A 19,058-nucleotide genomic window follows, 5' to 3' on the forward strand; every position below is an offset into this window, starting at 1 on the left:
GGCCGGTCGGTCCGGCCCCCCGGTGGCGGCGTCCCGTCCGCCACCGCGCCGTCAGGCGCGCACGGCTCCCGAGGCTCGAACTCAAGGGCGGCCGCAGGCCGTCGCCGAAGGCGATCGCGCAGCGACCCTTTAATTCGAGTGGAGCCGGGCAAAACTCGGGCCGACCGGCCCACCGCCCCGCCGAAGGCGGGACCACCCCGCTCCCGGCCCTGCGCGGCCGTGAGCGCGAACCCGCCCACCGGCTCACCGGCGGCCGGGCTCATCGCCCACCACCGGACTCCGCCCGCTGCCCGTCCTCGGCAGGCCCGGTCAGCGCGGGAGTCGCCGCACGGTCGAACGCCGACACGAACGTCGACACCGCACCCGGGATCCCCGCACCCACCGGTGTCGCCATCAGCAACACCAGCGCGATCCCCGCGAACACCACCGCCCCACCCGCCGACCGCGCCTTCGCGCAGATGAACGCGCCCAGGATCGCCCCGAGGATGAGTACCCCGACGCTGCCCATCAGCCGGCGCTCCCGCGGGGGACCGGAACCCAGTCAGCGGCGTCGACCAGGGTCTGTTCCGCGACGGCGAGGTCGGCGATCGCCTCGATGGCTTTCGCGGGCACGATCAGCCGTCCGCGAATCCGGACGGCAGGGAAGCCTCCCGAGTTGATCGCGCGGTAGAGCGTCATCGCCGACATGCCGAGCATCTGGGCGGCCTGCGCGACGCTGTAGAAACGAGGGGCGGAATCCGGAATCGGAACCGCTACCGGGGACAGAGCCCGATTCGGTGTGTGGGTCATGCCGCCAAGAGTGGCCAACCGACACCGGTGAGATCGAACAACGGCGCGTTGTACAACGCGCCGTTGTATTCACCCCGCCAGGAGCGCTTCCCGGTGTTCCCAGGCGAGTGCCAGCAGCGCGGCACCGGCTGCCTGCATCGGCTCACCGTAGGCCAGGCGTTCGACCTCCGCGGCGGTGAAGGGGTGGCCGACACACCCGTCGTCAGACGACGTCAGCTCACCCTCCGCGTTGCCGCTGACCAGCTCCGCGAAGAGCCGGTCGAACACCGGGTCGTCGACGACGGTCACGACCAGAAGGTCGGTGGCCAACGTCAGAGGGTCGACTCCCATACCGAGGCAGTAGACGCGAAGCGTGCCCCGTCGGCGTTCCTCGTCCAGCGAGGCCGCTGCGGACCATGCCGCGTAGTCGATGGGTCCCGCGACGGCCGGGGTCTCGGCCTCACCGAGCAGCTCCTCGGCGTACTCACGCTGGAGACACCGCCAGAGCGAGAAGTCGTTGCGGACGCTGTCCGGGTGATCGGTGGCCTGTTGGAACACCCCGACCGGAATGACCTGGAAGAGGCCGCCGGCGTGACCGACCTTGGCTGGGTCCCGCCAGTGGACGAGGAACCGAGCATCCCCGGTCCGGATGTCGCGGCGAATGGTGAGAGCACTGATCGCGACGTTCGTCGGGCGGCGGCGCGGGTCGACAGGATCGCCGATCGCACACCGCTGCACAGCCTCCGCCTGTTCGCCGAGCTGGATCGCCGCGAATTCGTGTGCGACGGATTCACCGGTGTCTACGGCGTCGAAATAGTGCCCGAGCCCGAAGACCAGTATCGGGTCCGCCGTATCGAGTCGTCCGGAGATCAGCCGGTAGGTGGGTCGGTTCTCGAATACTGCCGGTGCGGCCAGCCGGCCGATCAGCTCCGAGTACCGGGGCTCGGGTGCCGGGGGCAGGTCGGGGGCCTCACCGGTGTCGAGTTCGAGAGCGATCGAGTCGAGCGGGAGCGGCTCAGCCGGAAGCCAGGCCGGGTCTGCGAGCAGCGGGGTGCCGGCTACCCGGGGAGTCCCCGGGTACAGCTCGCGCGACGCCTGCACGGCCAGCGAGTAGCGATTGTCGCGCAGGTATGTCCGAACCCGGAGCCATCCACGGTCGGCATCGCTGAGAACCTCGGGACGCTCATCGAGACCGGTCACCCGCAGCTCCTTCCGTCACAGCCCCAGCAGGACCTCCCGATGCTGCCAAGCCAGTGAGAGGCACGCCGCGCCGGGGGAAGCCATCGGCTCCTCGGACAGCATCCGCTCAACGGATGTCGCCGTGAAGGGCACACCCTCCGCGACGTTCTCTCCGACCCCGACGATCTCGCCCTCGTCGTTGTGCCGGACCACCGACTCGAACGCCTGCCCGAAGGCGTCGTCGTCGAGCACGACCACGGTCAGGATCGTGGCGGCGAGGGTGAGTGCGTCCAGCCCGACACCGAGAACGTGGGCGCTGGCGGTACCGGCGTCCAGGCAGTGCTCGAAGGTCCGGTAGAGCGGCCAGGCGTCGTAGTCGATGGCTTTGCTGCGGGTTCCGTCGTGCTCGGGCGTGCCGAGCAGCTCCTCCGAGTACTCCCGTACGACGTTGCGCCACAGGTCGAAGTCGTTGCGACGATCCCACAGCGCGACGCTGGAGGGCTGGAACTCCCCGGCCGGGACGACGTCGTAGAGACCGCCGGCGGTCGCGACCCGGGACGGGTCGCGCCAATGCAGCAGGAACGAGGGCTCGGCCGGATAGCGGCGCAGCCGGATCGTCAGCGTCGTGATCGCCGGGATGACGGCCCGGCGCAGCGGGTCGAACGGGTCACCGATCAGTTCCCGGAACGGGAGACGACCCGCCAGGTCCCGGCCGGGAGCACCCAGTGCGCCCGGGTCGTCCATGCAGACCGCAGCCATCTCGTGGCCGACGGCCTCTGAGATGTCGAGCTTGTCGAAATAGGCGGCCAGACCGAACGACAGCCGACCGTCGGCCGGCGACCCGTCCAGCAAGCGGTAGCTGGGCCGGGACTCGAACAGCGCGGGACGGTCCAGGTGCTTGATCGCCGCGGTGTAGTGCTCGAACCGGGTGTCCGCGATCCGCAGGGGCCGGGTTCGCGCGGACTCCGGCTCGCTGCCGTCGACGGCGCACGGTGGCTCGGTCTCGTCGAGCGAGAGCGCGATCGTGTGCAGCGGGACCGGCTCGCTCGGCAGCCACTCGGGGGCGGCGATCAGCGGTGCGCGCGGGATCCGGTGCTCGTCCGGATACAGCTCGACGGCCAGGCGGGCGAGGTCGGAACGGTGCTGGTTGAGCCAGCGGCGCTCGGCCCGCCACTGCGCGCGGTTGGTGGCGATCTCGGGGCTCGCGTCGTCGCCTGCGACGACGCCACGGGTCTGCCCGGACGACAGGCCGAGCTCCTCCGGCGCGATACCCAGCTCGGCGACGATCTGCCGGCGCTGCTCCAGGGACAGCGGGCGGGTGCCCTTCTCTATCTGCGAGAGGTGCTGTTGGCTGGTGCCCAGCAGGTCGGCAACGTGGCCCTGGGTGTGCCGATGGCGCAGACGCCAGGCCCGCAGGACCGCACCGGCGTCGTCGGTGGCCGCGCCCGTACCGGGCCGGCTGAGCCACCCGTCGGCAGTGTCGGTCACCGGCCCACCCCCTCGCTCGGCGCAGGGTGCCTCGCGCGGGACGGGGACCGTGGCCGTTTCGGGAGACCCGGTGTGCGATTGCGAAGTCACGGTCCACCTCGGATCCGGGCGGCACGGCCAGGCGCGACGTCCACGTAGCCCCACTCGGCAAGCAGTTTGACCGCGCGCTGGACGGTCGCGGCCGAGCCACCCCGGGCGGCGGCGATCTCCTTGAACGGCGGCAGCGTCTGCCCAGGGATCCACTCGCCGGCGTCGATCTCGGCCCGCAGCTCGACGGCCAGGTGCTCGTACGGGTGCTTGGCGACGAAGTCGTCCGGCGCGGTCCGCACGGACCCGACGACCGCCGGCCGCTGCGGCAGCCGCGCGTAGAGGCTCGCGGACGCCCGCTGGTCCGCCTCCTCCACGAAGGCCGAGTAGACGCGCAGGGTCGTCGTCCCGCCCCCGCCGTGTCCGAGCCGGCCGGCGACGGTGCGCGGGTCCACCCCAGCCGCGATCAGCTCGGTTGCCGAGTAGTGCCGCAGCTTGTGCAGCGTCGTCGTGATCCCGAGCGTGCGGGCCAGCTTGCCGTAGCGCTGGGTCACGGAGTCCGGGAGCAGGTGCGTCGACCCGTCGGGCGACCGGGAGAACACGAACGCGTCGCGGCCGAGCACCGCACCGATCTTCTCGGCGTTGCGCCGGCACAGGTCGTGGTGGGCGCGCAGCAGCTCGACGGTGTGCTCGTCGAGGGTGAGCCGGCGTTGCTGGTGGGTCTTGGTGTCCTTCTCCCAGACCTGCCCGTCGCGCTGCCCGATGCTGCGCGCCAGCGTCAGCACACCTCGGTCGAGGTCGAGATCCCGCCACCGAATGCTGCACAGCTCACCGCGGCGCTGCCCGGTGACCATGACCAGCCAGACGAGCAGGCCCCACTCCGGGTCCCGCTCCCACGCCGCGGCCAGGATCTGCGCGGCCTCCGCCGCGCTCGGCGGCTGCGGGTTCGGTCGCGGCGCCGACGGCGGCTCGGCCTCGACGATCGGGGTCGTCGCGATCCACCGCCAGCGCACGGCGCGCTTCAACGCGCCGCTGAGGATGAAGTGGATCTGCCGGATCGTCCCGGCCGCCAGCGGACTGCACACGTGCGGACGGCACCGGGCGTCGCACTCGTGGTCGCGGTCGGTGCGGTGCTCGGTGAAGGGCCGCCGGTCGCAGTGCGCCCGGCAGCGGCGCAGCTCGGCGTAGAACGAGTCGAACAGCGCACCGTCGATCGCGCCGACCTTCGTGGTGCCGATCAGCGGACGGATGTGCCGGTCCGCGTAACCCCGGTAGGTCGACAGCGTGTTGCGGTCGAGGTCGGCCAGCTCGAAGTGCTTGTCGAGCAGCTGGTCGACCGTGGCGCCGGTGCGCGGGCTGCGCCGCTCGTCGACCTGGGTCGCGAGCCTGCGCATGGTCTTCTCCGCCTCACGCTGGGCGTTCGGGCCGGCCGGGACGGTCTCGCGCAGGTAGTGCCGGCGCTTCGAGACCGGGTCGATCCCGGCGTACACGGCCACGCGCAGCGACCCGCTCGGCAGCTCCTCGATGCTGCCCCGCGGTCGGGTCGACCGCTTCCGCGTACCGGCCATGACCAGGGAGGCTAGCAGCCCTCCCGCACCACGATTGATTCCACGAGCCTTGCGTTCGAGCGACGGTGCGAGCTATCGTCGCTGCTCAGAAGGGGTGGGCCCCCGGGGGATCGAACCCCGAACCCGCGGATTAAAAGTCCGCTGCTCTGCCGATTGAGCTAGAGGCCCCAGAACCACCCCGGCCGACGCCGGGACGGGACCACACCGGACGATCGGTCCCCCCGGACGGCCTCGGCGATCCCGGGCCTCATCGTACAGCCGGGCCCCACCGACCCGGTCGGAGCGGCACTTCCGGAGGACGGAGGTGCCGGTTACTGACCGCGGCTCTCGATGGCCTCGGTGAGTTCCCGTTTCCACGCCTCACGCTCGTCCGGGTGGTTGCGGCCCATGTCGGAGATGCAGTCCGCACACCGCCCGACGATCGTCAGGAGTGCTCGCGCCGAGCAGCGCACGCAGGCGACCGGCTCGGCAGGCGCGTCCAGCGGTTCCAGGTCCTCGGTGCGCTCGACCACGTCGGTAGTCACACACGTCACGGTAACGGACACCCGACCCGGTGGATCCCCGCCACGACGGCGTGGCGGATCTGCCCAGAAAGTCCGGTTCGCGCACCATCGGGTCATGAGGTTCCGACGCACGACCACCAGGCTCGCGCTGCTCGGCGCGGCCGCGCTCCTCGTCACCGCCTGCGGCGGCGACGGTGAAGGCGGCGAACAGCAGCCCGAGGCCACCGCCGGGCAGGCCGTCCAGGTGTCCGCCACCGTCACCGAGGGTGGCGACGGGCCCGCTTACACCTACGACACGGAGCTCGCCCCGGTGGGCGCGACGATGGAGGTCACGAGCGTGGAGAGCGAGGGTTCGACCACGACGACGCTACGGGTCACCGGCCTCCAGCCGAACCGCACCTACGGTTCGCACGCGCACACCCGGGCGTGCACCCCCGAGGACGGCGCCGACGCCGGCCCGCACTACCAGTTCTCCGAGGACCCGGTCACGCCGAGCGTCGACCCCGCCTACGCGAACCCGCAGAACGAGATCTGGCTCGACCTCACCACCGACGAGACGGGCGCAGGCGAGTCGACGAGCACCGTCCCGTGGACCTTCCCGGACGACCGCCGCGCGGAGTCGGTCGTCCTGCACGAGGAGCCCACAGCCACCCATGCCGGGCACGCCGGCACCGCCGGTGGCCGCCCGGCCTGCGTGACCGTCGACTTCTGATCCGTCCCGGGCGGGCGGGGCGTGGGGTGGTGACACGGACCTGGGACAATCGTCCGCGTGACCGTGCAGTACGCCCCCGCCCGCCGCGGACGCGTGCTGCCACCGTTGCGGATCGGCCCGTACCGGGTCGACACGCCGGTGGTGCTCGCACCGATGGCCGGCATCACCAACGCCGGCTTCCGCCGTCTGTGCCGGGAGCAGGGCGCCGGCTACTACGTGTGCGAGATGATCACGGCCCGCGGGCTGGTGGAGAAGAACCCGCTCACCTTCCGCATGATCGCCTTCGACCGTGACGAGCATCCGCGATCGATGCAGCTCTACGGTGTCGACCCGGCCTCGATGCGCCGGGCCGCGGAGATGATCGTCGAGCGGGACCTCGCCGACCACATCGACATGAACTTCGGCTGCCCGGTCCCGAAGGTCACCCGCCGCGGCGGCGGCGCGGCGCTACCGTTCAAACGGAAGCTGTTCGAGCGGATCGTGCGGGCCGCCGTCGAGGGGGCCGGTGATCGCCCGGTCACAGTCAAGATGCGGATCGGCATCGACGACGAGCACCACACCCACCTCGAGGCCGCCCGGATCGCGGTCGACTCGGGTGCCGTCGCCGTCGCGCTGCACGCCCGCACCGCATCCCAGCGGTACTCCGGCGCCGCCGACTGGAGCGCGATCGCCCGGTTGCGCGAGGCCGTTCCGGCCCATGTCCCGGTGCTCGGCAACGGTGACATCTTCTCCGCGCAGGATGGGCTGGACATGGTCGCCCGCACCGGCTGCGACGGCGTGGTGGTCGGACGCGGCTGCCTGGGGCGGCCGTGGTTGTTCGGGGACCTGGAGGCGGCGTTCTCCGGGCGGGACCTGCCCGCCCCGCCGAACCTCGGCCAGGTCGCCGCGACCCTGCGCAGGCACGCGGTGCTGCTCTGCGAGCACATGGGTGACCACAAGGGCATCCGCGACGTCCGCAAGCACGTCGCCTGGTACCTCAAGGGCTTCCCGGTCGGTTCGGACCTGCGTCGCAGCCTGGGCATGGTCACCTCGATCGAGCATCTCGACGAACTGCTCGCCGAGCTGGACCCGGACGAGCCCTTCCCCGCCGACGCCGACGGCCCCCGGGGCCGCCAGGGCTCCCCCGGCCGGGTGGTGCTCCCGGAGCACTGGCTCGACGATCCGGACGACCCGTCCGTCCCCTTCGGTGCGGACGTGGAGCACTCCGGCGGCTGATCGCCGGACGTCTGGACCCACCCGGGGGCGACGAACCGTCCCCGGGCCGGGGGAACCGGACCCGCCGAACGGGTACTGAATTCTCATGCGCCTCAAGAGTCACAGGTGCCGCACCGATAGCACTGGTGACGATCGGCGAGAGGGGAGGTGGAGGGTGACCGACACGGCCTGGACGGTGCGCAATCTGGTGCGCTCCGCTCGGCGCGCGGCGTTGCCGCCGACCGGCGTCGTCCCCGACTCCGGACTCGGAGACGTCCCGCCGACCACCCCCACCGCGCGGGCGGCCCTGCACACCGCCGCCGCGGAACGGCTCGCCGCCCACGATCGGTTCGAGCAGGCGTACCTGCACCTGCGTGAGGCCGTGCGGTTGCTCAACGGCGCCACCGTCGAGGACGAGCTGGACCGGTTGCGCCGCGAGCACGCCGAAGCACGCGAGCAGAGCCGGCGGGACAGCCTCACCGCGTCCTACAACCGCCGCTACCTCGACGAGACGCTCGCCGACCTGCTGGGTGCCGAGCAGCAGGTGTGCCTCGCGCTCGCCGACATCGACCACTTCAAGCAGGTCAACGACACCCACGGACATCCCTTCGGTGACCGGGTCCTGCAACGGATCGTGCTCGAGCTCGGCCGTGCGCTGCCGAGAGGCGCGTTCTGTGCCCGGTACGGCGGTGAGGAGTTCGCGCTCGTCCTGCCCGGTCTCGGCCCGGAGGAGGGTGTCGCGGCCTGTGAGGCCGCCCGGGAACGGGTCGCCGCGCACGACTGGTCCGAGCTGCACCAGGACCTCCGCATGACGATCAGCATCGGCGTCGCGCACACCGGCCCGGGGGACGGGACGGTGGACCCGCTGGTCGCCGAGGCCGACCTGCTGCTCTACACGGCCAAGCAGGCCGGCCGCAACGCGGTGGCGCACCGGGCGGCCGGTGGGCGGGTCGTGCTCGCCGTGCAGCATCCGGACGCAGGTCGATACCCCAACCGGAGGTACATCGTGGCCGCCCCGGGCCGCCCTCCCCGCTGACGGCTGAATAGACTCACCGCGCAGGATCCGGCCGTCCGCGTTCCCCCACGCGCACGGCGAGCGCGCCGGGATCGGCCGCGCGAGGAGGAGGCCCGGTGCAGGACGGCGACGACGACGCCCGCCGGCCCCGGCGTACGCGCCGCAGGGCCGGGGCGGGCGACGCGCCGGACCGCGCCGTCGGTGGACCCGACGGGGCACCGGCCCCCCGGCCGGGCTCCGACGCACAGGCCCGACCGGAAGCGTCCGGCGCCGTCGGACCGACCGGCCCCCGACGGGTGCGCGGCGGCCGGGTGCCCCGGCGACCCGGCGGACCCGCACCGGCCGGACCGTCCTCGGGGCCCCCGGGTGCCTCCCAGGTGCCACCGATCGGGCCGAACCATCCCCGCCCGGGCGGCGCCGCGCCCGAGGGACCGGGGCCCGGCCCCGCCGGGGCGGGCCGCCCCGACCCCGGCCTGCGGGACCAGCATGGTTCCGCGCCGGCAGCGCGCGGCCCGGGCGCTCCCCGCCCCGGCGGCCCGGTGGTGCCCGAGGGCCCGGGCCGGGCCGAGCACTCGCCCGCCCAGGTCACACCCACCGCCCGACCGGGACCGACGGGGCCCGGGGGCCGCGGCCCGAGCCCCGGCACACCCGTACCCGGGTCAGCCGCAGCGCCGGAGCCCGGCGGCCGCCGCACGGGCACAGCCGGCGCCGCCACACCCCCGCCCGGGGTCCCCGCAGCCCCGGAGCCCGGCGGCCGCCGCACGGGCACAGCCGGCCCCACCACACCCCCGCCCGGGGTCCCCGCAGCGTCGGTGCCCGGTGGCCGCTCTGCGGCGGTGCCGGGTGTCCCGGACGGAGGTGCCGCCGGCTCCGTGGCCGACCGGCTCGATCGGCTCGACCGGCACGGAGGCGGACCCGACGGCGGGGGCCGGGACAACACGCGGCGTGCCCCGGGCCGGCCCGACGGGGATCAGCACGGCGGGGCCCAGCACAGCGCAGGACGGGACAGTGCAGACCGGGGCAGTGCAGATCCGGGTAGTGCAGACCCGGGTAGCGCAGACCGGGGCCGGCCCGTCCAGCAGGCTGGGGGACTGCCGGAGGCCCGGCACGACAGCGACTCCCGGCGGCGTCCCACCACGCCGGAGGCCGCCGCGGTGACGAACACGAAACCGGGAGCCGCCGACTCCCGGGAGACCCAGATCGCGGCCGTCCCACGGCGCCTGCGCCGCCGCTACGCCGACGAGGTCGCCGCCGACGACGAGCCGGACGACGAGCCGGACGAGCCCGTCCCCGCTCCGTCACCCCGGCAGCGCTGGATCCGGATCGGGGCCGCCGCGGCGGCCGCGCTCGTCCTCGTCACCACCGCATTCGGTTTCGCCGCTCGCAGCGAGATCCACGGTTCGGTCCGCCCGGCCGCCGCACTCGCACCGGACTCGGACGCGGTACTCGACGCCGACGTCCAGGCGGGGGACCGGAACATACTGGTCCTGGGCCTGCAGGCGGACCGCGCCGACGCCCCGCAGCCGGCCCGCACCGACACCGCGGTCGTCGTCCACCAACCGGCTCGCGGTGGACAGCAGGTGACGCTGTCGATACCGGCCACCCTCGAGGTGGCCCGGCCGCCGTGTGCCCGCTGGGACCCGGTGACCGGAACCTACGGCGACACTGTCCCCGCCGAGTCCAGGACGGCGTTCGCCACCGCCTACGACGTCGGCGGGCCGGCGTGCACGGTCGGCGTCGTGCAGCAGCTCACCGGTATCCCGATCACCGGTCTCGTCGCCCTCGACCTCGCCGGCACGCCCGAGCTGGTCGACTCCGTCGGCGGGATCCAGGTCTGCACCGAGCGGCCGGTGGTCGATCCGGTGCTCGGGCCGATCGTCGAGGGCTCGGGCTCGGTGCCGCTGGACGGCCCGGACGCGCTGCGGTTCGCCTCCGCCACCGCGACCGGGGACAGCTCACCGGCGAACCGGGTGCAGCGTCAGCAACGGGTGCTCGCGGCAGCGCTCGCCGAGTCCCTCTCGACGAGATCCCTGCTCACCCCGGGTGCCGCCGGTCGGGCGGCGGAGGGGGTCTCGGCGGCGCTGTTCGCGGACGGCCTCGACGCGGGGCAGATCCTGACCCTGGCCCGGGGCCTCGGACGGGCCGGGACGGCCGGTGACGGGAGCACACCCCTGTTCCTGGGCCTGCCGGTGTCGGAGACCCCGAACACCCGCGGGCATCTGGAGCTGCAGCGCAGCGACGCCCGGGCGCTGTTCGCGGCGCTGCGCGAGCACGAACCGCTGCCCGAGTCCGCGACGGCGCCGGCCGCACGGTCGGCGGCCGCCCCGGCCGGGGCCGGGACGGTGGTCGATCTCGTCGACGCCACCGGTGCCGCCGGGTCGGTCGACCAGGTGGCCGAGGACCTGCGTGAGCGTGGCTACGAGATCGGCACGATCAGTACGGGCGACCCGGCGCAGGGCGCGACGGTCCGCTACTCGCCCGACAACACCGACGCCGCGGGCACGCTCGTCGGCGCGCTCCCGGGCGCCCGGCCGGCTCCGGACCCGACCGGCAGCGGGCGGCTGGAGCTCGTGGTGGGCGCGACGGGCGCCGCGCCGGTCCAGGCCGTCGCGACCGACTCCGCCGACTGCTCCTGACCTCACCGGCGACCCTCGCGCATCCGGACGTCGGGCACCGTTCACCGTGGGTTCATCGGACCGGGCTGCCCCGCGTCGACACCGGCTCTAGGCTCGGGGCATGCGCGACACGTACCAGGAGCAGCTGGACGAGCTGGCGAACGGCCTGGCCGGGATGTGCGACGACGTCGCCGCCGCCATGGACCGGGCGACCCGCTCGCTGCTCGACGCCGACCTGCAGCTCGCCGAGCAGGTCATCTCTGAGGACGTCCGGATCGACGGTGTCCGTGCCACCGCCGAGGAGCGGGCGTTCGGTCTCCTTGCGCTCCAGGCTCCGGTCGCGACCGATCTCCGGGTGGTCGTCGCGGCGATCCACGGCGCCGGTGACATCGAGCGGATGGGCGACCTCGCCCTCCACGTCGCGCAGGCCGCCCGCAGGCGGCACCCCCAGTCGGTCCTCCCCGACGAGGTCAAGCCGTACTTCACCGAGATGGGCCGGGTCGGTGTCGCGCTGGCCGAGAAGGCGGGCCGGGTGATCCGCACCCGGGACCTGGAGGCGGCCACCGAGCTCGAGGTGGACGACGACGAGATGGACGACCTCCACAAGCACATGTTCACCGTGCTGATGGACCGGAACTGGACACACGGGGTCTCGGCCGCCGTGGACGTGGCGCTGCTCGCCCGGTTCTACGAGCGCTACGCAGATCACGCCGTGGCCGTCGCCCGGCGGATCGTCTACGTGGTCACCGGCCAGATGCCCGGTCCGCTGACCGTCTGAGGGTCACCGCACGGCGCGCGGGTGCGACGCCGGCGGGCGGATCGCGTTTGGTCGCGAGACGGCCGGGGCACACTTACCGCATGGAACACACGGGGTGTGCCGTCACCGAGGTGACCGGCACGTCGGACGAGAGCGTCGAGGAGGCGATCCGGAACGGCGTGTGCCGGGCCGGGCAGTCCCTCGAATGGTTCGAGGTCACCGGTGTGCGCTCCACCGTGCTCGCCTCGACCGAGCGGTTCCAGGTCGACCTGCGGGTCGGCGTCCGATCGGTGGCCTGAGCGCTGCCACGCGCCGCCCGTTCACCGACCGTTCATCGCTGCCGCGCCGAGCCGCCGGCCGGAGCCGATCTAAGGTCAGGACCATGAGCAGGGAGACCCTCGACGACAACCTGGCGCAGCTGCAGGCCATGCTCGACGAGATGGGCCCCCTGGTCGTGACGGCGTTCCGCAACGCCTCCGAGGCCCTGCTGAACGGTCGTCGGCGGCTCGCCGAGCAGGTCGTGGCACGCGACCACATCATCGACGGGCACCGGGCCGCGATCGAACTGCTCGCGGTGGAGACGATGGCCCTGCACCAGCCCATGGTGAGCCCGTTGCGTTCGGTCGTGACGGCGCTGCGCTGCTCGCAGCAGCTGGAGCGGATGGGCGACCTGGCCCGGCACGTCGCCAAGGCGGTGCTGCGCGCCGGGGACCGGCCCGCGTTGCCCGAGCAGATCGTCCCCCTGTTCACCGAGTACGGCACGTTGGTCACCGCGCTCGGCGAGAAGGCGGTCACGGTGCTCCGCACCCGCAACGTCGTCCTCGCCTGTGAGCTCGAGTCCGACGACGACGCCGTGGACGAGGTGCACCGTTCGGTCTTCGAGCTGATGTTCGGCCCCACCTGGGAGGCCGGCGTGCCCGCGGCGGTGGACGCCGCGCTGCTCGCCCGCTTCCACGAGCGCTACGCCGACCACTGCGTGCACCTGGCCAGCCACGTCGTCTACGCGGTCACCGGATCGACCCCGGACGAGATCCCCCTCTGACCGCAGACACGGGTCGGCCCCGGCACCCCACGCGGGGCGCCGGGGCCGGGGCCGGGGCCGGGGATCAGCCGAAGCGGCCGGAGACGTAGTCCTCGGTCGCCTTCTGCGACGGCTGGGAGAAGATGGTCTTCGTCTCGTCGATCTCGACCAGCTTGCCGGGCTTGCCGGTCCCCTCGATGTTGAAGAAGCCGGTGAAGTCGCTGACCCGGGCGGCCTGCTGCATGTTGTGGGTCACGATGACGATCGTGTAGTCGTTCTTCAGCTCGTTGATCAGGTCCTCGATCGCGAGCGTGGAGATCGGGTCCAGGGCCGAGCACGGCTCGTCCATCAGCAGCACGTCCGGGCGCACCGCGATCGCGCGGGCGATGCACAGCCGCTGCTGCTGACCACCGGACAGGCCCGACCCGGGCTTGTCCAGGCGGTCCTTGACCTCGTTCCACAGGTTCGCGCCGCGCAGCGAACGCTCCACGGTCTCGTCCAGAACGGCCCGCGAGGCCCGGCTGTTGTTCAGCTTCATCCCGGCGATGACGTTGTCGTAGATCGACATCGTGGGGAACGGGTTCGGCCGCTGGAACACCATGCCGATCTGACGGCGCACGCCGACCGGGTCGACGTTCGCCCCGTAGAGGTCCTGACCGTCCAGCTCGAGCCGCCCCTCGACGCGGGCGCCCGGGATGTTCTCGTGCATCCGGTTGATCGACCGCAGGAAGGTCGACTTGCCGCAGCCGGAGGGGCCGATCAAGGCGGTGACCGTCTTCGGCTTGATCAGCATGTCCACGCCCTCGACGGCGAGGAACGACCCGTAGTAGATGTTCAGGTTCTTGGCTTCGACGCTCTTGCCCATGGCGGGATGTCCTATCGGGTCTTCGGGGCGAAATACTTGGAGATCAGCCGGGCGATGACGTTCAGCACCATCACGATGAGCATCAGCACCAGCGCCGCGGTCCACGCCCGGTCGAGGAACGGCTCGCGGGGCACGCCGGGCACCGCGTACGAGTAGTAGGAGAACACCGGCAGGGTCGCCATACGGCCGTCGAACGGGTTGAGGTTCACCCCGGTCGCGAGGCCGACGGTGACCAGCAGCGGCGCCGTCTCACCGATCACCCGCGCGATCGCCAGCGTGATGCCGGTGGCGATACCGCCGGCGGTCGTCGGGATCACGACCTTGAGGATCGTCCGCCACTTCGGCACACCCAGGGCGAACGACGCCTCGCGCAGCTCGTTCGGAACGATCTTGAGCATCTCCTCGGTGGAGCGCACCACGATCGGGATCATCAGCACGGTCAGCGCGACCGCACCGACGAACCCGAACCGCACGCCGGGGCCAAAGAGCAGCGCGAACAGCGCGTAGGCGAACAGACCGGCGACGATCGACGGGATGCCCGTCATGACGTCGACGAAGAACGTGATCGACCTGGCCAGCCGGGAGTTGTTCCCGTACTCGACCAGGTAGATGGCGGTGAGCAGGCCGACCGGGATGGACATCAGGGCCGCCAGACCGGTGATGACCAGGGTGCCCTGGATGGCGTGCAGCGCACCCCCGCCCTCGCCGACCACTCCCCGCATGGAGTTGGTGAAGAAGGCGAGGTCGAACCGCTCCCAGCCCTGGATGACCACGGTGTAGAGCACCGAGACCAGCGGGATCATGGCGAGCAGGAACGCGGTGCTCACGACGACCGTGACCAGGCGGTCGGCGGCCTTGCGGGCCCCCTCCACGACGCGCGAGGTCACGTAGGTGGCGACGGCGTAGACGACTGCGGTGAAGAACAGCCACAGCCCCACGCCGGAGCCCATCGCCACCACCACGCCGGCCATGACGGCCGCCGTGACGGCGAGGATTCCCAGCGGCGCCCACCGAGGCAGGCTGCCCTTGCGCTGCAGCACCTCCGGGGTGGCGGAGGCGGGGGCCTCCAGCCCGGTTCCGGTCACGTGGACCTCTCCGGTGCGGTCGGGTTCGGTTCCGGTGGACATCTCAGTTCGCTCCGGAGAAGTCGCGGCGGCGCTCGACGATGTAGCGGGCGAGCATGTTGACCAGCAGGGTGATGACGAAGAGCACCAGACCGGACGCGATCAGGACGTTGACGGTGAGCCCGGACGCCTCCGGGAACTGCAACGCGATGTTCGCCGCGATCGTCGCCGGGTTCTCCGAGCTGATCAGGTTGAAGGTGACCGCCCCCGACACCGAGAGGATCATCGCGACCGCCATGGTCTCACCGAGCGCCCGGCCGAGCCCCAGCATCGCGCCGGAGATGATGCCCGAGCGGCCGAACGGGAGCACGGCCAGCCGGATCATCTCCCAGCGCGTGGCGCCGAGGGCCAGCGCGGCCTCCTCGTGCAGCTTGGGCGCCTGCAGGAAGACCTCCCGCGCCACCGCGGTGATGATCGGCAGGATCATCACCGCCAGGACCAGCCCGACGACCAGCATGGTCCGCCCGGTGGTCGACGGCGGCCCGGCGAACAGCGGGATCCAGCCCAGGTAGGTGGCCAACCAGGTGGAGAGGCCCACCGACAGCGGCGCCAGCGTCCACGCGCCCCACAGGCCGTAGACGATCGAGGGCACCGCGGCCAGCAGGTCGACGATGTAGCTGAGGCCCTGCGCCAGCCGGCGCGGTGCGTAGTGGCTGATGAACAGCGCGACCATGACCGCGAGCGGTGTCGCCACCACCAGCGCGATCACCGCGCTGAGCAGCGTGCCGAAGATCAGTGGTGCTACGTAGACGGCGATCCCGCCGGGCAGCTCCGACTCCGGAGCCGTGAGCGCCGGGAAGGCCTCGATGAGCAGGAAGGCGGCGACCCCTGCCAGAACGACCAGGATCAGGATCCCGGCCCCCTTGGCGGAGCCGGCGAAGACGCGGTCGCCGAGCTGCGAGACCGGTTTCGCGGCCGGGCGCTCAGGCGAGACGTTGGTGGTGGTCACTGTGGTCCCTGGGGGTGCGGGAGTGCGCTGGGCAGGGTCAGAACGGCGCCCGGAGCCCCGGGCGGCGGTTCCATGATGAACACCGCCCGAGGCTCCTGGCTACATGACATACGACTCGGTACCGAGCTCGTCCAGAGCGGTCAGGCCCCGGCCGAGATGCGCTCGATCACCGGCGTGATCTCGGAACGGAGGGTGTCCGACAGCGGTGCGGACCCCGCGGCCTCGGCCGCGGCAGCCTGCCCCTCCGGGCTGACCACGTAGTTCAGGAAGGCCTTGACCACGTCGGCCTGGGCCTGGTCCGGGTAGGTCTCGCAGGCCATCAGGTAGGACACCAGGACGACCGGGTAGGCACCGCCGGCGGCGGTCCGGTTGAGCTCGTAGGCGAACGAGCCCTCACCCTGGCCCTCGACCCGCTGCGACTCCTCGAAGATCTGGGCGGCGGCCTCGGCGGTCGGCGCGACGTTCTGGTCGCCCAGCTTGACGTTCGCCTGGCCCAGGTCACCGGCCTGCGACGCGTCGGCGTAGCCGATGGTGCCGTTACCGGCGTTCACCGCGCCGATGACGCCGGAGGTGCCCTGCGCGGCCTCGCCCGCCTGGATCGGCCAGTTGCCGTCCGCCTCGTCGGTCCACACGTCCGGCGCGGCCTGGCTCAGGAAGTCGGTCAGGTTCTCGGTGGTGCCCGATTCGTCGGAGCGGTGCACCGGGGTGATCGCCGTGTCCGGGAGCTCGGTGCCCGGGTTGTCGGCGACGATCGCCGGGTCGTTCCAGGTGGTGATCTCGCCCCTGAAGATTCCGGCGATGGTGGCCGGGGCCAGGTTCAGCTCGCTGACGCCGTCCAGCTTGTAGACGATCGCGATCGGCGAGACGTAGTTCGGGATCTCGATGACCGAGCCGCCGCAGCGCTCGCGCGCCTGCTCGAGCTGCTCGTCCTCGAGGAACGCGTCGGAACCGGCGAACTGCACGCCGCCCTCGACGAACTGGGTACGGCCACCGCCGGAACCGACCGGGTCGTAGTTGACCGTCGCGCCCTGGTTGGCGTCGACGAACCCGGCGATCCAGGCCTGCATCGCCGCCTGCTGGGAACTCGCGCCGGCGCCGGAGATCGTGCCGGAGACACCCTCACCCTCGGTGGCGCCACCGCCGCCCTCGTTCGCCGCGCCGCATCCGGCGACGAACAGCGCACATGTGGTGGCGACGCCGACGGCCGCCAGACGCGCCCGGGGCGCGCGCCGCTTCGTCTTCACTGCAGGTTCCTCCGTGGTCGGCTGCTGCCGTTCGAGATGACGGCCTGGGGTGGCCGTCCGAGCGCAGACGCTAGGAGCCGACGTTGGACGCAGGACCCACGGAAGATGAACGTGGAATGAACAGGACCGCCGGTCGGGGGATTCTGGTCACAGGATCGACGCCGGTCACACCACTCAGGCGATCACTTTCGGGTGTAATTCACGTCGGCGGCGTGCACCGTGAACCCGAGCCGCTCGTACACCCGCACGGCGGGGGCGTTGTCCGCCTCGACATAGAGGAGCACGGTGCCCAGCCCGCGGTCGCGCAGATGGTGCAGCCCGGCCAGGGTCAGCACCCGGCCTAGCCCCCGTCCGTGCGCGGCCGGATCGACACCGAGCACGTAGACCTCGCCCATCGCGGGCTCGTCGTCGGTGGCCGCGTGCACCTTGGTCCAGTGGTAGCCCAGCAGCGTGCCGGCAGGATCGGTGGCCAGCAGGAACCCGCCGGCGTCGAACCAGCTCTCGGCCTGCCTGGCGGCGAGCTCGCGACCGGACCAGCCGCCCTGCTCGGGGTGCCAGTCGAAGGCGGCGTTGTTGACCCGCAGGAACTCGGCGTCGTCCTGCCCGGGGACGAACGTGCGGAGCGTGACCCCGTCGGGGAGCTCGACGTCGGGCAGGGCGGGCGCGTCCGGCCCGGTGAGCGGACGCCGCATCTGCCACAGCACCCGGTCCCGGTGGTAGCCGAGGGCTCCGGCGAGGGCCTTCGCGGCGTCGAGGTCACCGTGTGCCCACACGTGGGGGTCGGGCGTCACCGCCTCCAGCGCCCGGACGAGTGCGGTGCCGAGCCCCCTGCGGCGCCGCTCGGGGTGCACCGCCAGCTCGGCGTACTCGCCGTCCAGCTGGGCGTAACCGGCGACGTCCACCCCGGGCGGGCCTGCCGCGGCCGGGCCGTCGGCACCGCCGATCACCACGTGCAGCACGCCGTCGCGGGGCTCACCGGCGCGCAGGTTCCGCAGGAACTGGTCGGACAGCGGGTCCGCACCGTCGGCGGCACCGGTGACCGCCAGCAGGTCGTGCACCGCCGCGGCGGTGTCGTCGTCGAGTCGGGTGAGCACCTGCGGTTCCACGGGACCGGACCCTAGCGCCACCCGATCACCGTCGTCAGCGCGACGAGAGCGCCCCGGGGCCGGACCGGCCCGGGCCGGTGGGACGGGCCGATCCGGGGAGCCGACGGTCGGCAGGTTCGGGGTCGGCCTCGGCCTCCGGGTCCGGCGGGGCGGTGAGCCCGCCGCGGGAGGGCCGGACGAACTTGTACCCGACGTTGCGCACGGTGCCGATCATCTGCTCGTGCTCGCCGCCGAGCTTCGCCCGCAGCCGCCGCACGTGGACGTCGACCGTCCGGGTGCCGCCGAAGAAGTCGTAACCCCACACCTCCTGCAGGAGCTGTGCCCGGGTGAACACCCGGCCCGCATGCTGCGCGAGGTACTTGAGCAGCTCGAACTCCTTGTAGGTGAGCTCCAGGAGGCGGCCCTTGAGCCGCGCCGAGTAGGTGGCCTCGTCGATCACCAGCTCACCGAGCACCAGAGCGCCGCCACCGGAGGCGGACTCCGCACCGGGCCGGGACCGCAGCAGCCGCAGCCGCGCGTCGACCTCGGCGGGGCCGGTGTCGGGCAGCAGGATCTCGTCCACCACCCACTCGCCGGAGACGGCCACCAGACCGCCCTCGTTGAGCACGGCGATCACCGGGACGTCGGTTCCGGTGCTGCCGAGCAGGCGGCACAGGCTCCGGGCCGCCACCAGGTCGCTGCGTGCGTCGACCAGAACCGCGTCGTGCGGTCCGGCGTCGAGCAGCGCGGCCACCTCGGGCGCTGCGGTCCGGACGTTGTGCGGAAGCAGGGACAGGGCGGGCAGCACCGCTGCCGCGTCGGGAGCCGTGGTCAGCAGGAGCAGTTCCATGGACTCCTCCTCTCGCGCGATACGTGGACGATACCGCCACGTCATGCGCTGGTCAGCCGGATCGCGACCTGCCTCACGCCCGGCCGGTGCATCG

Annotated in this window: 19 protein-coding genes and 1 tRNA gene; 7 read left to right on the forward strand and 13 right to left on the reverse strand. The window is 72.5% G+C overall.

Annotated elements, in window-relative coordinates; translation table 11 throughout:
• Positions 1 to 259 precede the first annotated feature (259 nt).
• The 7 genes from AB0J24_RS11140 to AB0J24_RS11170 all read right to left on the reverse strand — a co-directional run bounded on the left by AB0J24_RS11140 (position 260) and on the right by AB0J24_RS11170 (position 5,554).
• Positions 260 to 508 carry a hypothetical protein gene (locus AB0J24_RS11140; protein ID WP_358678935.1) on the reverse strand — a complete coding sequence of 83 codons (249 nt, stop codon included), beginning with the start codon at positions 506 to 508 and terminating at the stop codon, positions 260 to 262.
• Positions 508 to 789, reverse strand: a complete 282-nt coding sequence (locus AB0J24_RS11145) for a helix-turn-helix domain-containing protein (RefSeq protein WP_358678938.1) — start codon at positions 787 to 789, stop codon at positions 508 to 510. The genes AB0J24_RS11140 and AB0J24_RS11145 overlap by 1 nt, the downstream gene beginning before the upstream one ends.
• Positions 790 to 858: 69 nt before the next feature.
• The gene (locus AB0J24_RS11150; protein ID WP_358678941.1) at positions 859 to 1,968 is read right to left on the reverse strand and encodes an XRE family transcriptional regulator; all 1,110 of its coding nucleotides are present in this window, start codon (positions 1,966 to 1,968) and stop codon (positions 859 to 861) included.
• A gap of 15 nt (positions 1,969 to 1,983) precedes the next feature.
• Entirely contained in the window at positions 1,984 to 3,435 is a 1,452-nt protein-coding gene (locus AB0J24_RS11155; RefSeq protein WP_358678944.1) for a helix-turn-helix transcriptional regulator, read from the reverse strand.
• An 86-nt stretch (positions 3,436 to 3,521) separates the two neighbouring features.
• Positions 3,522 to 5,030, reverse strand: coding sequence for a tyrosine-type recombinase/integrase (locus AB0J24_RS11160; RefSeq protein ID WP_358678947.1), 1,509 nt, complete (start codon positions 5,028 to 5,030; stop codon positions 3,522 to 3,524).
• A gap of 95 nt (positions 5,031 to 5,125) precedes the next feature.
• Positions 5,126 to 5,198: transfer RNA gene (locus AB0J24_RS11165), tRNA-Lys, on the reverse strand.
• Between the two features lie 143 nt (positions 5,199 to 5,341).
• A complete protein-coding gene (locus AB0J24_RS11170) occupies positions 5,342 to 5,554 on the reverse strand; it encodes a hypothetical protein (RefSeq protein ID WP_358678950.1) in 213 nt (70 codons plus the stop codon).
• A 94-nt stretch (positions 5,555 to 5,648) separates the two neighbouring features.
• On the opposite strand from AB0J24_RS11170, the gene AB0J24_RS11175 reads away from it, so the two are divergent.
• From AB0J24_RS11175 to phoU (AB0J24_RS11205), 7 genes are all read left to right on the forward strand, one after another.
• Positions 5,649 to 6,245, forward strand: a complete 597-nt coding sequence (locus AB0J24_RS11175) for a superoxide dismutase (RefSeq protein ID WP_358678953.1) — start codon at positions 5,649 to 5,651, stop codon at positions 6,243 to 6,245.
• A gap of 57 nt (positions 6,246 to 6,302) precedes the next feature.
• Entirely contained in the window at positions 6,303 to 7,460 is a 1,158-nt protein-coding gene (gene dusB, locus AB0J24_RS11180) for a tRNA dihydrouridine synthase DusB (RefSeq protein WP_358678956.1), read from the forward strand.
• Positions 7,461 to 7,614: 154 nt separating this feature from the next.
• Positions 7,615 to 8,475 (forward strand): GGDEF domain-containing protein, encoded by an 861-nt coding sequence (locus AB0J24_RS11185; RefSeq protein WP_358678959.1) that lies wholly within the window; start codon positions 7,615 to 7,617, stop codon positions 8,473 to 8,475.
• 1,133 nt (positions 8,476 to 9,608) lie between these two features.
• Positions 9,609 to 11,090 (forward strand): LCP family protein, encoded by a 1,482-nt coding sequence (locus AB0J24_RS11190; protein WP_358678962.1) that lies wholly within the window; start codon positions 9,609 to 9,611, stop codon positions 11,088 to 11,090.
• Between the two features lie 100 nt (positions 11,091 to 11,190).
• Entirely contained in the window at positions 11,191 to 11,847 is a 657-nt protein-coding gene (gene phoU / locus AB0J24_RS11195; protein WP_358678965.1) for a phosphate signaling complex protein PhoU, read from the forward strand.
• Positions 11,848 to 11,927: 80 nt separating this feature from the next.
• On the forward strand, positions 11,928 to 12,125 hold the full coding sequence (locus AB0J24_RS11200) for a dodecin family protein (protein WP_358678968.1): 198 nt from the start codon (positions 11,928 to 11,930) through the stop codon (positions 12,123 to 12,125).
• 83 nt (positions 12,126 to 12,208) lie between these two features.
• On the forward strand, positions 12,209 to 12,868 hold the full coding sequence (gene phoU, locus AB0J24_RS11205) for a phosphate signaling complex protein PhoU (RefSeq protein WP_358678971.1): 660 nt from the start codon (positions 12,209 to 12,211) through the stop codon (positions 12,866 to 12,868).
• A 64-nt stretch (positions 12,869 to 12,932) separates the two neighbouring features.
• On the opposite strand, the gene pstB is transcribed toward phoU (AB0J24_RS11205), so the two are convergent.
• From pstB to AB0J24_RS11235, 6 genes are all read right to left on the reverse strand, one after another.
• On the reverse strand, positions 12,933 to 13,712 hold the full coding sequence (gene pstB, locus AB0J24_RS11210) for a phosphate ABC transporter ATP-binding protein PstB (RefSeq protein WP_358678974.1): 780 nt from the start codon (positions 13,710 to 13,712) through the stop codon (positions 12,933 to 12,935).
• An 11-nt stretch (positions 13,713 to 13,723) separates the two neighbouring features.
• Complete coding sequence (gene pstA, locus AB0J24_RS11215) at positions 13,724 to 14,839, reverse strand: phosphate ABC transporter permease PstA (protein ID WP_358678977.1); 1,116 nt, start codon at positions 14,837 to 14,839, stop codon at positions 13,724 to 13,726.
• A 1-nt stretch (position 14,840) separates the two neighbouring features.
• Positions 14,841 to 15,785, reverse strand: a complete 945-nt coding sequence (pstC, locus tag AB0J24_RS11220) for a phosphate ABC transporter permease subunit PstC (protein WP_358678980.1) — start codon at positions 15,783 to 15,785, stop codon at positions 14,841 to 14,843.
• A gap of 140 nt (positions 15,786 to 15,925) precedes the next feature.
• Positions 15,926 to 16,996, reverse strand: coding sequence for a phosphate ABC transporter substrate-binding protein PstS (pstS, locus tag AB0J24_RS11225; protein ID WP_358679404.1), 1,071 nt, complete (start codon positions 16,994 to 16,996; stop codon positions 15,926 to 15,928).
• Positions 16,997 to 17,211: 215 nt separating this feature from the next.
• Entirely contained in the window at positions 17,212 to 18,135 is a 924-nt protein-coding gene (gene mshD / locus AB0J24_RS11230) for a mycothiol synthase (protein ID WP_358678983.1), read from the reverse strand.
• 34 nt (positions 18,136 to 18,169) lie between these two features.
• Positions 18,170 to 18,964, reverse strand: a complete 795-nt coding sequence (locus AB0J24_RS11235; protein ID WP_358678986.1) for a response regulator transcription factor — start codon at positions 18,962 to 18,964, stop codon at positions 18,170 to 18,172.
• Between the last annotated feature and the right edge of the window lie 94 nt (positions 18,965 to 19,058).

The organism is Pseudonocardia sp. NPDC049635 (genome assembly GCF_040659795.1).
Lineage (GTDB): Bacteria > Actinomycetota > Actinomycetes > Mycobacteriales > Pseudonocardiaceae > Pseudonocardia.

Coding starts and splice junctions, on each gene's coding strand:
- AB0J24_RS11200 (WP_358678968.1), top strand. CDS start 11,928: ATGGAACACACGGGGTGTGCCGTCACCGAGGTGACCGGCACGTCGGAC.
- phoU (WP_358678965.1), top strand. CDS start 11,191: ATGCGCGACACGTACCAGGAGCAGCTGGACGAGCTGGCGAACGGCCTG.
- AB0J24_RS11235 (WP_358678986.1), bottom strand. CDS start 18,964: ATGGAACTGCTCCTGCTGACCACGGCTCCCGACGCGGCAGCGGTGCTG.
- AB0J24_RS11145 (WP_358678938.1), bottom strand. CDS start 789: ATGACCCACACACCGAATCGGGCTCTGTCCCCGGTAGCGGTTCCGATT.
- AB0J24_RS11140 (WP_358678935.1), bottom strand. CDS start 508: ATGGGCAGCGTCGGGGTACTCATCCTCGGGGCGATCCTGGGCGCGTTC.
- phoU (WP_358678971.1), top strand. CDS start 12,209: ATGAGCAGGGAGACCCTCGACGACAACCTGGCGCAGCTGCAGGCCATG.
- AB0J24_RS11160 (WP_358678947.1), bottom strand. CDS start 5,030: ATGGCCGGTACGCGGAAGCGGTCGACCCGACCGCGGGGCAGCATCGAG.
- AB0J24_RS11175 (WP_358678953.1), top strand. CDS start 5,649: ATGAGGTTCCGACGCACGACCACCAGGCTCGCGCTGCTCGGCGCGGCC.
- pstB (WP_358678974.1), bottom strand. CDS start 13,712: ATGGGCAAGAGCGTCGAAGCCAAGAACCTGAACATCTACTACGGGTCG.
- pstA (WP_358678977.1), bottom strand. CDS start 14,839: ATGTCCACCGGAACCGAACCCGACCGCACCGGAGAGGTCCACGTGACC.